The organism is Bacillus sp. FSL K6-6540 (assembly GCF_038007545.1).
This window is the reverse complement of record NZ_JBBOXH010000001.1, coordinates 2,240,591-2,253,087: the sequence shown is the minus strand read 5'-3', so window position 1 is coordinate 2,253,087 and position 12,497 is coordinate 2,240,591. Positions and strand designations below refer to the sequence as shown.

19 protein-coding genes and 1 tRNA gene are annotated in these 12,497 nt (G+C 43.3%); 4 read left to right on the top strand and 16 right to left on the bottom strand.

Annotated features, from left to right (window positions below):
* Window positions 1–59 precede the first annotated feature (59 nt).
* Window positions 60–503 (bottom strand): GNAT family N-acetyltransferase, encoded by a 444-nt coding sequence (locus MHH82_RS09905; protein ID WP_015734297.1) that lies wholly within the window; start codon window positions 501–503, stop codon window positions 60–62.
* Window positions 504–857: 354 nt separating this feature from the next.
* Window positions 858–1,121 (bottom strand): hypothetical protein, encoded by a 264-nt coding sequence (locus MHH82_RS09900; RefSeq protein ID WP_340965446.1) that lies wholly within the window; start codon window positions 1,119–1,121, stop codon window positions 858–860.
* A gap of 135 nt (window positions 1,122–1,256) precedes the next feature.
* Here MHH82_RS09900 and MHH82_RS09895 point away from each other — a divergent pair.
* Window positions 1,257–1,329 (top strand) — tRNA-Val (locus MHH82_RS09895).
* Between the two features lie 251 nt (window positions 1,330–1,580).
* On the opposite strand, the gene MHH82_RS09890 is transcribed toward MHH82_RS09895, so the two are convergent.
* Window positions 1,581–1,922 (bottom strand): YolD-like family protein, encoded by a 342-nt coding sequence (locus tag MHH82_RS09890; RefSeq protein ID WP_340965445.1) that lies wholly within the window; start codon window positions 1,920–1,922, stop codon window positions 1,581–1,583.
* Between the two features lie 121 nt (window positions 1,923–2,043).
* Entirely contained in the window at window positions 2,044–2,340 is a 297-nt protein-coding gene (locus tag MHH82_RS09885) for a hypothetical protein (RefSeq protein ID WP_041621959.1), read from the bottom strand.
* Window positions 2,341–2,598: 258 nt separating this feature from the next.
* Here MHH82_RS09885 and MHH82_RS09880 point away from each other — a divergent pair, with 258 nt between their 5' ends.
* Window positions 2,599–3,072, top strand: a complete 474-nt coding sequence (locus MHH82_RS09880) for an ATP-dependent DNA ligase (RefSeq protein ID WP_340965444.1) — start codon at window positions 2,599–2,601, stop codon at window positions 3,070–3,072.
* 193 nt (window positions 3,073–3,265) lie between these two features.
* On the opposite strand, the gene MHH82_RS09875 is transcribed toward MHH82_RS09880, so the two are convergent.
* Window positions 3,266–3,373 (bottom strand): sporulation protein YjcZ, encoded by a 108-nt coding sequence (locus MHH82_RS09875; protein ID WP_192569185.1) that lies wholly within the window; start codon window positions 3,371–3,373, stop codon window positions 3,266–3,268.
* Window positions 3,374–3,919: 546 nt separating this feature from the next.
* Between MHH82_RS09875 and MHH82_RS09870 the strand changes: the two genes are divergently transcribed.
* A complete protein-coding gene (locus MHH82_RS09870) occupies window positions 3,920–4,021 on the top strand; it encodes a hypothetical protein (protein WP_015734293.1) in 102 nt (33 codons plus the stop codon).
* 109 nt (window positions 4,022–4,130) lie between these two features.
* Here the strand turns inward: MHH82_RS09870 and MHH82_RS09865 are convergent, their stop codons facing one another.
* Both MHH82_RS09865 and MHH82_RS09860 read right to left on the bottom strand, forming a co-directional pair.
* Window positions 4,131–4,712 (bottom strand): stalk domain-containing protein, encoded by a 582-nt coding sequence (locus MHH82_RS09865; protein ID WP_340965442.1) that lies wholly within the window; start codon window positions 4,710–4,712, stop codon window positions 4,131–4,133.
* Window positions 4,709–4,849 carry a hypothetical protein gene (locus MHH82_RS09860; protein WP_251493735.1) on the bottom strand — a complete coding sequence of 47 codons (141 nt, stop codon included), beginning with the start codon at window positions 4,847–4,849 and terminating at the stop codon, window positions 4,709–4,711. The genes MHH82_RS09865 and MHH82_RS09860 overlap by 4 nt, the downstream gene beginning before the upstream one ends.
* Between MHH82_RS09860 and MHH82_RS09855 the strand changes: the two genes are divergently transcribed.
* Entirely contained in the window at window positions 4,826–5,005 is a 180-nt protein-coding gene (locus MHH82_RS09855) for a tyrosine-type recombinase/integrase (protein ID WP_340969888.1), read from the top strand. The genes MHH82_RS09860 and MHH82_RS09855 overlap by 24 nt on opposite strands.
* A gap of 541 nt (window positions 5,006–5,546) precedes the next feature.
* On the opposite strand, the gene MHH82_RS09850 is transcribed toward MHH82_RS09855, so the two are convergent.
* The 9 genes from MHH82_RS09850 to MHH82_RS09810 form a co-directional block, all read right to left on the bottom strand.
* Complete coding sequence (locus MHH82_RS09850) at window positions 5,547–6,089, bottom strand: hypothetical protein (protein ID WP_340965440.1); 543 nt, start codon at window positions 6,087–6,089, stop codon at window positions 5,547–5,549.
* A 539-nt stretch (window positions 6,090–6,628) separates the two neighbouring features.
* Window positions 6,629–7,117, bottom strand: coding sequence for a hypothetical protein (locus MHH82_RS09845; RefSeq protein WP_340965438.1), 489 nt, complete (start codon window positions 7,115–7,117; stop codon window positions 6,629–6,631).
* A 499-nt stretch (window positions 7,118–7,616) separates the two neighbouring features.
* Window positions 7,617–8,030, bottom strand: a complete 414-nt coding sequence (locus tag MHH82_RS09840; protein WP_251493733.1) for a hypothetical protein — start codon at window positions 8,028–8,030, stop codon at window positions 7,617–7,619.
* A 19-nt stretch (window positions 8,031–8,049) separates the two neighbouring features.
* Window positions 8,050–8,313, bottom strand: coding sequence for a hypothetical protein (locus MHH82_RS09835; RefSeq protein WP_015734291.1), 264 nt, complete (start codon window positions 8,311–8,313; stop codon window positions 8,050–8,052).
* Window positions 8,303–8,509 (bottom strand): hypothetical protein, encoded by a 207-nt coding sequence (locus tag MHH82_RS09830; protein ID WP_009589586.1) that lies wholly within the window; start codon window positions 8,507–8,509, stop codon window positions 8,303–8,305. Before MHH82_RS09830 ends, MHH82_RS09835 begins: the two co-directional genes overlap by 11 nt.
* A 289-nt stretch (window positions 8,510–8,798) precedes the next feature.
* Entirely contained in the window at window positions 8,799–8,939 is a 141-nt protein-coding gene (locus tag MHH82_RS09825; RefSeq protein ID WP_009589655.1) for a cyclic lactone autoinducer peptide, read from the bottom strand.
* Window positions 8,923–9,465 (bottom strand): accessory gene regulator ArgB-like protein, encoded by a 543-nt coding sequence (locus tag MHH82_RS09820; protein ID WP_051425425.1) that lies wholly within the window; start codon window positions 9,463–9,465, stop codon window positions 8,923–8,925. The genes MHH82_RS09825 and MHH82_RS09820 overlap by 17 nt, the downstream gene beginning before the upstream one ends.
* Complete coding sequence (locus tag MHH82_RS09815; protein WP_015734289.1) at window positions 9,407–10,084, bottom strand: hypothetical protein; 678 nt, start codon at window positions 10,082–10,084, stop codon at window positions 9,407–9,409. Before MHH82_RS09815 ends, MHH82_RS09820 begins: the two co-directional genes overlap by 59 nt.
* Window positions 10,085–10,865: 781 nt before the next feature.
* Entirely contained in the window at window positions 10,866–12,497 is a 1,632-nt protein-coding gene (locus tag MHH82_RS09810) for a hypothetical protein (protein ID WP_340965436.1), read from the bottom strand.

Here is a 12,497-nt window from a genome sequence, read left to right as displayed (position 1 = left end):
TTTTGGGGACGATGCGTTAATGACCCGCATCATATTTGGATTTGCTTTGGTTTGCGGCCTTACAATTCCTTTTTCATGCGAACATGGGGAATGCCTGCATCATCAAACGGCTCGTCCGAAATCGTCTCATACCCGAGCTTGCGGTAAAAAGCCTCTGCCTGCACCTGTGCATCGAGCACGGAATATTGCAGCTTTAGTTCGCGAGCCTGCGCTTCCAGCGCCATCATCAGCACACGGCCAATCCCTTTGGAACGGAACGGCTTCCGCACCGCGATCCGCTGCATTTTGGCGGAATCCTTATTGTAATAGGTAATACGCCCGGTTGCGGCGTACTGCCCCTCCGACTTGATCAAGACATGGTGTGCATCCGATTCCAGGCGGTCGTAATCATCGATCTCCAAATCGATCGGCACCTTCTGTTCTAGGACAAACACATCCTTTCGGATATCCAGCGCCTGCTGCAACTGCTCTTCCGTTGATACATTGATGATTTCTGCTGCCATTTCAACACCTCTTTATGTAGAATCAATTCCTCGTGATATCGCAGGTCGAGATATTATACAAAATATTCGTTTTCCTGTATAGTAGTAGAAGCTAACGTCTTCATGAAAGGAGCATTGCCTTTATGAGCATGGGAGCCACGATATTTTGGGCTGTGGTCATTGCTGCCCTGATCATCTATCCCACCTTCTGGACGATCAAAAAAGGTTATTCCCGCAAATGGGATGAGGAATAGCATCGGCCGTCTTACAACAAGCCGCCAGCCTGCCAGCCGGCGGTTTGTTCTGCTCACTGTTCGTGCAGAGATCATCATGATGGTTGGCGCCGCTTTAAGCACAAAGCAGTCCTGGAGCTCTTTATGGATGGAGATCCCTTAACGTGTCCGCCGCATCCATCGGGGATACCGGCTCCACCGCCACGCTTCCCTGCTTGGAATATACGTCCTGATCAACAGAGCGCCCGTACACATCCAGCATCACGGGCGCTGCAGGGGCATGCAGCGGCTCCAATTGCACCGATGTTCTTTCCGGGACACTGCAGCCGCCGCCCGCAATAGATACCGCCAATAACGAGAGCACCAGTCCTACTCGCTTGATACGATGGGATTTCCCACCTGTCATGCCTTTCACGCTCCTTCATTGGCAAAATCATGCTGTATTTAGTCTGAACCGGAACGTGGTATTTTATAACGAGAAAACCATTGACAGCCTCCTTGTCTGCTGGTAATATATGAATTACCTTTTTAAATATTTCATGATCTGTTAGCTCAGCTGGGAGAGCACTATCTTGACAGGGTAGGGGTCAGTGGTTCGAGCCCACTACAGATCATCATGAAGAGCCCTTGCGTAGCAAGGGCTTTTTTCTTTTCTTCTAATGGTTGTCTATCTGAATTTCACTTTTGGGGACGAATTGGGGGACATAGTCAGTTAGACACTACTTTTAAGACCACTTTTTGGTCTTATTTGACCTCATTTCTACTATTATAATAATTTGTTCAAAGGTAACGCCTTCTTTATATAAAGAAAGATAAAAAGAACCCCGTCAGTCTACGCCAACGGGATTACATTTGCCGAGTATTTTCAATTTGCCGAAACTATGTCATTAATCTTGATCCATTCCCATTCGCCTATTCCGGTAGCCAGCTTGATTTCACGTCTGTAAGTGTGAATTACGGATACAGTGCCGGTCAGTTCCTGGTCCGCATATTCATCGAACAAACGCAATTTGATTGTACGGTGCATATGAAATGACTCTGCAAGCGCCTGCTCAATCAATTCCATTTCCTGCGGATCAAGAACCGGTTTATTCTTCCTTCCCTCTTCCAGCTGTCGGCGGATGATAGTTTCTTTATGTTCCGGAAGCATCATCCGACTCGATTCCCAAAGACCGTTACCTTCAAGCTTTTTACGAGTCGTTGTCATTTATAATGTCCTCCGATCTTAGCCGACGTGATGTTAAAACATTTACGCAATTTCGTTACATCACAGCCTTATTATGTATACAAAAAAACCTTGAGGTTATTCAAACCCCAAGGATTTTTCGTTATTCTTCTTTCCAAACAGTATACCAATGTGTTGCTGTAGATTTATCATCATCTATGTACCAAAAAAAGTACTCCACTCCATCAACTGTAATGTAATGTAATGGCGTGAAATAGTCTCTGCTATACTGACTTTTTGGGTACATATAACCCGCTTTTACTTTACATGGGTTACAATATTGAGGCGTTATCTCAGATTCTGTCTGTGAGATAGGACTTGCAGATACTGGCGCTGCTACAGTCATAAAAGCAGCAATGATAGAAGAGAATATTACAAATTTTTTCCCCATTCTAACCACGCTAACACCTCCAGATATTTATAAAAGTTAATTTACATAACCCATATCAATTGTATCATTTGGATATTATTGGAGTATATAGTATGTTAGAACCATTAAATGGTATAATTATGTATATTTTATTCCGGATTTATCTTTGTCAATTGTCGCATTTGTCCGGGCTATTTTAGAATAGATGACATGACATTAATCCTACCATTACTTCTCGCCTCTTTATTACATAGCCAAGCGCTATAATTCAGGTAAAGAGGCATTTCTATGTTTATTGAACCGATGTTACTCGCAACAGCGCCCGCTCCATTCTCAGACTCGCGCTTCATATTTGAACCTAAAATCGATGGCAACCGCTTGATTTTTTCGCAGCAGAATGGCGTTGTTCGCCTATACACGCGCCAAAACAACGACTGTTCTCGCCAATATCCTGAGATAGCCAACGCTATATTTCCGCATGACATCGTATTGGACGGCGAAATCGCGTGCGTTGATCCCGCGACTGGCAACTCGGATTTTGAAGCGGTTATGACCCGATTCCAGGCGAAGAAGACGGATAAAATTACAGCTTTAGCCGGAACTCTGCCGTCTACATTCGTCATATTCGACTTGCTGCAGTATTACGGTCAGGATTTGCGACGGCTGCCACTAATACAGCGGAAAGAAATACTCTCGTCTATTCCGCTACCGTCCCTAGCTTCGGTATTGTTCCGTTCATCGAAGCCCTGTTTACTCAGATAGAAAAACAGGAGATGGAGGGCATTGTCGGTAAGCGGAGATTTGCTACTGGGTAAATCGATCAGGAGGCTGTTATCCCCTACTTCACCGATAGAAGACAAAGAAAAAGGACCCCCGATAGCCTAAGCCGGTAGGGATCCTCTCACATAAATACAAATGTTCAAATCACGTAGGGTCTTTGTCATCCGGGGGAGTATTATACCCAGAAAGAACCTAAAATGATGACCAACAAGATAAAGAGAACTAGAACTGCTCCGACTGAGTTTTTACCGCCGTATCCACCTTCGTAACCAACTTCACCCATGAGGACTCCTCCTTTCAACGATCTGATACAAAGTATTCAAAAACTCAAGCAATGCTAGGGCCAATATTCTTATTAACAAAAAAAAAACGCCAGCCTAAGCCAGCGAGGTTCTTTTTACCGATGCGGCGCTGACCACATGGATATCACGGGTTGTGTTACCCCGAGTTTTTTCTCCTTCCCGTCAATGCGGACGGAAAATGGAGCATATGACACCGTACAAAAAGAGGAAGCTGTCACAAAAGCCATAAAAATGACTGCGGGACAGCTTCTTCTTTTTTAAAGAAGGAAACCTGAGTTGTAGTTGGCGGGCTACACTCTCATGTATATTCACAGAAATGCCACTTTGCTAATCATTTTCAAATGTACATCATCAAAAAAAATACAAAGGGGCTGCAACAACTCCCTCACGTTAAAAACTTCCTCCTCCACCCAAGCAGCAATCGAAATAGGCTTGAAAATTAGGCTAAACACTTAGTTAATCACCCAAGCTTATACATAAGTGACCACATATTAATAATCTGACTCTAAAACAAAGGAGGAATAACCATGAGCGCTGATGCCGGGTATGGCTATGGCCGTAGTGCTACTTTTGTCTTGGTTCTGTACATTCTTCTCGTTATCATTTTGGCAGCAGGTTTTTGGATCTAAAAACTGATGAAAACAGAAGCTGTTCCAAAAGCCATGAAAATGGCTGCGGGACAGCACTTTTCATAACAATAAAACCTTTCCTGGGTAAAATGAAAGTGCCGCTAAACCATCAAAAAAGACCCTGCCAGCCAGTAATAGGCCCGAAGGGTACTCGTGTTATTTGTTTAATTTCTGGAGAATATTTTTTTCCAAACGGAGGAAGACGATTGCCGCCTCTTCGCGGATCAAAGGATCTCCGGGGCAGCTGCCATCGAAAAGCCCTTTCTTTTTCGCTGCATCCCAAGCAGCTGCTGCCCAGGGGCTTACTTTGTTGATATCTCTTTCTTGTGCCATCGCTTTTTCCCAAGAACAATCTATACTCTTTGTCATCATCCTTTAATTTCTGGATATTGCTCTCGATTTCAGTTACTGTTTGGACTTTCGGAGCAAGGATATTATTCTTCAAATTATCCAGGTTACTCTCTAATTGCTGTTTAGTTAATTCCTTGTTATTTTGTGAAACAGTCGGCTCAATAGACGTTTGATTATTTTCGCTTTCTGTAGTTACAATAATCGTTTTCCCATCCACCTTAATATCCGCACCCGATGCCTCGGTAATGCCACGTACCGGCACGTTTGCTTTGCCATCAATTATCGCGCCTTTGTCCGTCAATTTCTGACCGTTAACTACAACTGTGTATTCCCCGGTCATTTTTTTCCAATCATGCTTTTTACACTATCTGCAAAAGCACTGGCAGAGGTTGCTAAAACAAGACCTATCAGAACCCCTCCGAATAGTTTTGTGCTAGATATAAAACCAGGTTCATTAAATTCCACGGACTGCGTCATAGCACCGGGACCCTCCTTCTTGAAGACGAGGACGAACATAATTTCGATTCTGTCCTTAAGGTAATCCAAGAAAGATTGGGACACTCCCACCTTTCTACAACATCAGATATCTATGTTCACCCTTACGAAAAAGGTCAAGAAGAAAACTGCAGGTAAGTACAATGAATTTTCTCGTAAATCCCTCGCAAATCAATTGGGGGAGAAATCAAAATTAAGGAGGATAAAATGAGACTATTCAGCAGAATGAAAAACGTCAGTTACCTTGATTTACATAGGTTTTATAAAATCAGAAACACTCAAAAGGGTACGCGCATTGACTTTGACAGGGTAGGGGTCAGTGGTTCGAGCCCACTACAGATCATCACTAAGAGTCCTTGCGTAGCAAGGGGCTCTTTTCTTTTTTATTTGTTCCTCTTCAATTATTAATTTTATCTGTTGAACCAAAATTGAAAAACGTCCGCTCTTCTTCGCCTTGTCTCTGTGTATTAAAAAGAGCCCCCGGACTACCCAGGGGCAAAATGAAACCGCCTTACGGCACGTTATGCTTCATGATCAACGTCTGTGATTTCATTTTGATAGTTCCATTATTCTCTAATTGGCTGCTTATCCTATGAAAAAATGCCAGATAAAGAGAGTGTTCAGTACCATCACATCGATCAAAAATAAACCTTCCAAAATAGCAGGACTTTAGTCTTAATTATTTGAACCCTTTGAGCGCCTCACTCACTTCTTTTAATTGTTCATTTGTTATTTTTATTTTTTCTTCTAATGTATTTATTCCTGCTAACCACGTATCCTTAACAACACCAATTGGTACACTTTCCATTTGTTCACTTTTAGCAAGTTCTATCTCAAGTTCATTTTGATAAGTTATCAAATTATCCTCCAAATGTTTCTTTAGGTTCATTAATTCAGGTTTCGTAACATATTGTATCCCATCAATAAGAACAACCTTATCTATTGATCCAACTCCTTCGGTTGAGACAACAATTGTTTTCCCCTCCACTTTTATATCAGCTCCAATAGAATCAGCCAGTGCACGTATGGGAACATTGGCTCTGCCATCAATAATTGCTCCCTTATCTGAAAGTGTCTTTCCATTCACCACTATAGAATACTCGCCAGTTACCTTTTTACCAATAAGCGACTTAACTTGCGCTGACACATCCCCTCCGACGTTTGCAATAAAAATACCAAGTGCAAATGCAATTGTAAATCCTGCGAGTCTCTTTATCTTCATTATTTACTCTCCTCCAAAGTATTAGTATATGGCTAATATAGCATCGCAGGAAGAATCAGTAAATATTTCTCAAAACCTATTTACAATTCAACAAACTTCAACATTTGTTTGGAATAGATTGGAAGTTTTCTAGTGCAAGAGTAGCCTGACGATTTCTAGATGCTTCTTTATACCCAGCAGGCACCTGAGCAAAAGTAATATCGCCCCACATAATCATAATGCTATTGCGAAAACCATGAGCGACTACTCCAACTATGTAATGTCAATGAGATTATGACACGTGATCATACCAAGCGATACATCCCATGATCCATTTCTTGCATTATTTAAATAGCTTGCAGTCTTCTAAATAGATCCTTCCCCTCCTAAGGTTCAACGTTTTTGCTCTTGACCAAACAAGACAATATAAAGGGATACCCAGAATGTCCCGTATCGTCATCTCAATTAACCCTTCACCACTCTCTATAGGTGGTTGTCGCCCTATAAAATTATGAATTTCACAAAAAAAGCACCCCACATAAGGAGTGCCTATTATTAGATTAGTTAAAATCTTGAACTAAGAACTGATATCTATAACTCTCTAATTTAACAAATTCCTGAGCCTGTACCTTAAAGAATACAGTTGTTCCTGCTGGAACATATATAAATTCAAATGTAGATGGCCAGCCAGTGTTACCCTTTTTAGTTGGATTTGCATAAATCACACCTGATTCGCGACCTTCTCCGTATTGGAAAATAGCTGACTGTATTATAATATTCTCGCTACCTTTGTTATAAGCGTTACTATAAATCAATTTAGGTGCTCCAGTATTGTTGGTCCACTTGAACCAATCTTCGTCAATTGCACTTTCTAAAAATAAATTGTATTCAGATCCATTAAAAAGATCAATAGCTGTTGCCCGTGTATCCCCAACACCAATCACTTGCGGTGTTAATTCTGTAGTTGCTTCATCAGCAAAAGCAGATTGCGAAACAGTCATAAGACTTGCAGAAATTAGTAAGATAGAGAACAGTTTTTTCATCTTCAAAGGTATTCCGCCTCTCTTCTAATTATATAATCGGCCGATTGGTTTCATTGTAACATGTATCCTAAATATTGGAATATGATACATATGATATAAAATATGTGTATTTTAATGTAATTTATAATGTTGAATTGTCGAAAATTGACAAAAAAAATAAAAAACATCGTTGAGTGTCTAAATTCTATATTTCAGCCCTTTTTACAAATAAACAGATGGAAACCTTGGCTCGACTGCCAAGCAGGCGCTCTACACAACCTGTCCATGATCATATACATTTATCCTAGCAATCTGTAATTACCGAATTACATACACTTGTTTCTCTCACACTTAGCGTAGACAGCGTATCATCAAGCATGGTCTCATAAGTTTGTAGGTCTTTTCAAAGGCCGCCGGTTGCTCGTATGACATGCTTTTCTGCGTATAGCGAGTCTCGGGGGACGATGGGGGAAACTAAAGAGGGCCAAGTACCCGTACTTTTGTCCTTACCTAAGACGCAAAGAATTCAATCGAATATCGGTGCTTGATCCCATTCCAACTTAAATTGAGAACCAAACTTTCTGACTGAGTCTATATCAGCCGTAAGCGTGAAATCTTGATCAGACCCAAAAAAGCCCAACTCATAAATACCTTCCGATTGGCTTCTTCTCCAGCTTAATTGATAAAGATGTTTTTCGAATGACATATATAATCCATCTAATTTGAATCCATTCAGTGTGTCCAACGGAAATTCCGTAGTTACTGTAATATAATTACGAATCGTTAGATTCGTCCAACCGAAATTCAAATCATAGATGAATCGGTTGGAATCATAAAATTTAAAGTTGATTTGGCATCCTTCGTACTTTCCAGGGATACGTGATATAAAATGAAATTCGGCTCGTGTCCCCTCATCCGTGCAATCTCTAAGCACAGGCATCTCTATACCTCCTGCCGAATCAATGTGTCGTCCAGTAATCCGCAGCTCTTTCCACTCTTTGAACGGGCTGTGCCTCTTCTTTCAGTACAATCAGGCTCTGCAATTCCCGCTTGTTCTTAAACATAATATAGCCTTGTTCCTCCAATGAAGCTATGCCCTCCATAATTTCATTCGGTTTACGTCCCGTTAGGTACTTAAGTAACCGCAAGGTCGGGACACGGCTGCGATGCGCCGGATAGTTGATCAAAATTCGGAGCAGTTTTCGTTCCAGATCAGGAAGCATGCGAACCTCTTCCTTTCTGGGGCCTCCAGGACAGGATGTTGTTTTCATTGAATACTCGGGGCTTTCCCGTCTCCAGGCACGTTGCCCGAATCCGCTGATCCTTAATGCTGTGTATCTGTATTTTGCGCTGGGTAATGTTGCCCTTACGGTCTTCGTATATGATTTCTACGGTTTGCTCCAGGTATTTCTCAAACATGATGCACCCACCTCTGATAAGAACGTTTGTTTGTATTAATTATATGCGAACACTCGTTCTTTTATCAATGTCAATTTTACCCTAATTGGCTTGGCATCCATTACTAACAAACTCGCAATCATTGGAGCATCGATGGAACCGACCGTTAAGGACTCAGCTGTAGCTTCCTTAGTCATAATAAAAACCGGCGCCAACCGGCACCGGCTACTACGACCCATATCTCATTCAACAACCATGAACCTACCACAAATTTGGTGTACCCCAGTCCCCGTATCAATTGGATCAAGATTTATTTCAAAAGTTCTTCCGGCGTCTCTCCGCTGTACACAAATACGGGACTTGCAGTATTAACGACAAATACGGCTACCAACGTCAGTGCAGATGCGATGAACGAAAAAAAACGATGACGAATCTTATGGATCCATAACATGAGCTTGTCCTCCTTTCCAGCGTAATAAACTAATAGCCTGGATTAAAAATATGACAGCCAATGTTGGGGACTGAAGGACAAAATTGAACATCACGATGAAGCAGCTAATCAAGCGGAGTTTAGAGTAATGCTTGCTCGGTATCCGGGATTGTCTCTCGATTCGGCTGGGAGCAAACAGCATAACCAGCAACAGACTAAGCGCATTCATAACGAGCACAGCTGCAATCCCCATATCAACAAAAGTCACCAAGGTAAACAGTGCTGTCGTGAACGCAATACAGCCGGCCCCCGTCTTAAGGTGATACCCTCCCGAGAATTGCCTCAGTATTGCGAAGCCCGTCAAGGCTATGACCGCCTCTCTCACGTTACCCGAGAAGATCGAAATCAGCAGCGTGAATACGACAATGAACATCACGTTGAATAGAATGGCGAGCGCGTGCTTCAAAACAGGAACGGAGGACGGATGATCAGGTACCTGACGTTTGATCCTCTCCGCTATCCGCTCTGACAGTCCTTCTATGATCATAAGACTCCCGCTCCTCTGTATTGATCGCATAATACAAGAAGATTCCAAATGTGATTCCAAAGAAGAGAAGATGCAGCCACAGGCGGTTGAGGTAAAACAGAATGGCAATTAATATCAGCACTACGATAATTAAAGCGATCAACAGAATATGTTCAAATTTAATGCGCAGCTTCTCCAGGTCGTACTTAAACCCGATACCGAACCTGTACATCAACCAGGATATCAGCAGTCCCGTCGCTCCTGACAGAACTTGAAGGATGTAACCTTTGGCAGGATCGGTCTGAATGGCATTGATCGATCCGAACACCGTAGTCAAATAGGCGGTTTGAATCAACGCGTAGAACATGTAGCCTATAATGGTGCAAATCGCCGACCAAATGACTGGAATTTTAATGATGGCCGAGAACAAGAACACAAAGATCATTACCGTAATAAGCGGGGCAAGAAAATCGAGCGAGAGTTCATTCCGCATGATGTAACTCTGTAGATTGGCAAGGATCATAACCAGCAGGGCTTGCCATATGTACTCCGTTGTTTTAAATCTAAGCAATGTCATGATCAGTGAATAAATCGCCAGTGTTTCAAAAGTCGAAAACACCATAAACCAAATAGCTTCCATTCAAAGATTTCCTCCCTACACCGTAAAGAAATGGTTTAATGTGTACAACGCCACTTCCCGATTCATCCTGGTTGAGCTGAGTGGTTATAACGTCTCTAAGAAACGTATATCTTCAGCCTTCAGATTCTATCGAGTCGTCCCTGAATGATGCATGTTCTTGAGGTCAATTCCGATGGCGCCTGCCATTTCTTATATGTCTGGAAGCTCTGATGAAAAATGCAATAACATCGAACGGCGTCAATAGCTCCGGCTTGTATACAATAATTACCAAGCACAACGGCCCGGAACTTATAACGCCAAGACGAAGCAAACCACTGCAACGTTCAATCCGCAAAACAAAAAACGAGCATCAATGATCAAGAATCCACGACCTTATGAACATAACTAAGCCAGAATAAACTCGTGTCGCACGATGCATAACATCCTGACATCATCTAAGTCGATTATATAAGGCCATGTAGGCATAACAACAGGTAATTAAATACATATGTGGGGGAATCCATCATGGATCTATGAAGTGTAGAGTTTATAAAAGGAGATAACTAGATATAACTCTATTATATACGAACCTACGTTCCTGTTCAACCATTAAGGAACGACAGAATTTATTTTATTCTGACATAAACCTTACACAATTAGATATTAAGATAGGATCAACTAATCTGTATTCCAAGAAGAGGCATCCGCCGGATGCCCCTCCCCTTTTATTCCGTTCTCGTCCCCAACCTTTCAAAAGGATGCGCCTTGTTAGCCGGAATGTTTTTGTGTATGAGTAAAGCAGTCACTTATACAGTCTGGTCCAAGCCATACCATTGGCAGCCAGCAGCACGACGATATAGGCCGATATACCGTAGGTAACCGTGCTACTAAAATAGTGCAAGCCGCATAACCCGCCGACAACGATAATGAACAGCAGCACCCACCAGCCGTCTTTTTGCTGAGCCACATTAAACGCTTGGGAGAACGGCGGATGGCGAAGCATCGCCTTGGCCGACACAGGAATCAGCACCAAGCCGGTAAGAAGAATGATGAGAACGTCCGGTAGGATCCGAATACCGAATATGATCAGGAATACGATCGCATTCACAGTGAACAACGGCAGGAACATTTTTATGGCAAAGGCCTTTAAAGCTCCTTGATATAAGGGACTCATGTTTGGCAGCGGGGCCGCCCCAAACAGCCAGAAGGCCTTGGGTTTGCCGGAGAATTTCAACATCATCACGACGGTTACAATCATGATAAGCATGACGTGCAGCACATAGTACGACGATCCCCTGCCGATTTCCGCCAGGGAGGAATTACGGATCGTGGAGAAAAAGAACAAGTAGGGCAGCAGAACGGACAACCCGAGCGTAGGATACACCTTAAGCTTGAATTCTCTCTCGTTCTTCAACATGCTGGCAGATAACCGGAAACATGCCTGTTCCGTGCGGGACCGGCATACGATTTTGGCCAAAAACCTGTCAAACCGACCGCGCTCCCGCCCTTTTCCCGCTTCGCTGTGCGCCAGCTTTTCCAGATACTGCTCGAAGGATGGAATATAACGAAGGTACACCACCATGAGCAGAACCGGAACGAACACGGCCAATAAGGATAGGACAATCAGCCACCCGCTCCCCTCGCCGAACATCCATTCAAATGGGGCCGCAAACCATACGGGCGGAAGCAGGACCTGCCACCAGGCCGGCGTAAATACCAAATTGAAATCAATCAAATCAAATGAACGGATCACGAACTGATAGCCGATGGCCAGCGTAGCGGAAAGCCCAATCTGTACATAATTGATCAGATCCTTCAGTTTCTCTCCGTCCCAATATTTCAGCAGCACCAGATAAATCATGGAGGTGCTCACCAGAATGAGCATATTCATCAAAATAAGCTCAAGGATGCAGATCAGGAAGAACAGCACGCCATGCTTAAACAGCCCCACGGCAAGTGAAGCGGCCGATAGCGCTCCGGTCAGCAGCAGCAAATAAATTCCGGCATGAATCGATCTGGCCACGCCGACCGTGCGGCCGTCGATCGGTTTCGTCATCAGAATGCTGCGGTCGCGCACATCCAAAAGCACGGATGAGAAATCCGAAATCATGGAGGTCATGATCAGGAACATGAGGATAGCGGACAGGATGCTCATCGGCATCAGATATTCCGGATCGCTCCAAAACACAAACGGCGTCAGGACAAGCCCGATTAAGCCATACAACCAGAGGGAACTGACAAACAGGTTTTTGTCCTGCTCTTCAGCCTTCCGGCTGTTTGAAGATAATATGACGGGTGCCCGCCTCGAGTCCATCAGCAGCTTGACATGCAGGATCCGCCGCAGCGTTTCATAGTCGACGCCCAGTCTCGAGATACCCCCTTGAAACCGATCCAGCAGCTTCAGCATTCGAAATGAAACTTCCGGGCCCGCCAT

Coding starts and splice junctions, on each gene's coding strand:
- MHH82_RS09905 (WP_015734297.1), bottom strand. CDS start 503: ATGGCAGCAGAAATCATCAATGTATCAACGGAAGAGCAGTTGCAGCAG.
- MHH82_RS09900 (WP_340965446.1), bottom strand. CDS start 1,121: ATGACAGGTGGGAAATCCCATCGTATCAAGCGAGTAGGACTGGTGCTC.
- MHH82_RS09890 (WP_340965445.1), bottom strand. CDS start 1,922: ATGACAACGACTCGTAAAAAGCTTGAAGGTAACGGTCTTTGGGAATCG.
- MHH82_RS09880 (WP_340965444.1), top strand. CDS start 2,599: ATGTTTATTGAACCGATGTTACTCGCAACAGCGCCCGCTCCATTCTCA.
- MHH82_RS09875 (WP_192569185.1), bottom strand. CDS start 3,373: ATGGGTGAAGTTGGTTACGAAGGTGGATACGGCGGTAAAAACTCAGTC.
- MHH82_RS09870 (WP_015734293.1), top strand. CDS start 3,920: ATGAGCGCTGATGCCGGGTATGGCTATGGCCGTAGTGCTACTTTTGTC.
- MHH82_RS09865 (WP_340965442.1), bottom strand. CDS start 4,712: ATGACCGGGGAATACACAGTTGTAGTTAACGGTCAGAAATTGACGGAC.
- MHH82_RS09860 (WP_251493735.1), bottom strand. CDS start 4,849: ATGACGCAGTCCGTGGAATTTAATGAACCTGGTTTTATATCTAGCACA.
- MHH82_RS09850 (WP_340965440.1), bottom strand. CDS start 6,089: ATGAAGATAAAGAGACTCGCAGGATTTACAATTGCATTTGCACTTGGT.
- MHH82_RS09840 (WP_251493733.1), bottom strand. CDS start 8,030: ATGCCTGTGCTTAGAGATTGCACGGATGAGGGGACACGAGCCGAATTT.
- MHH82_RS09835 (WP_015734291.1), bottom strand. CDS start 8,313: ATGCTTCCTGATCTGGAACGAAAACTGCTCCGAATTTTGATCAACTAT.
- MHH82_RS09830 (WP_009589586.1), bottom strand. CDS start 8,509: ATGTTTGAGAAATACCTGGAGCAAACCGTAGAAATCATATACGAAGAC.
- MHH82_RS09825 (WP_009589655.1), bottom strand. CDS start 8,939: ATGTTATGGATCCATAAGATTCGTCATCGTTTTTTTTCGTTCATCGCA.
- MHH82_RS09820 (WP_051425425.1), bottom strand. CDS start 9,465: ATGATCATAGAAGGACTGTCAGAGCGGATAGCGGAGAGGATCAAACGT.
- MHH82_RS09815 (WP_015734289.1), bottom strand. CDS start 10,084: ATGGAAGCTATTTGGTTTATGGTGTTTTCGACTTTTGAAACACTGGCG.
- MHH82_RS09810 (WP_340965436.1), bottom strand. CDS start 12,497: ATGGCGGGCCCGGAAGTTTCATTTCGAATGCTGAAGCTGCTGGATCGG.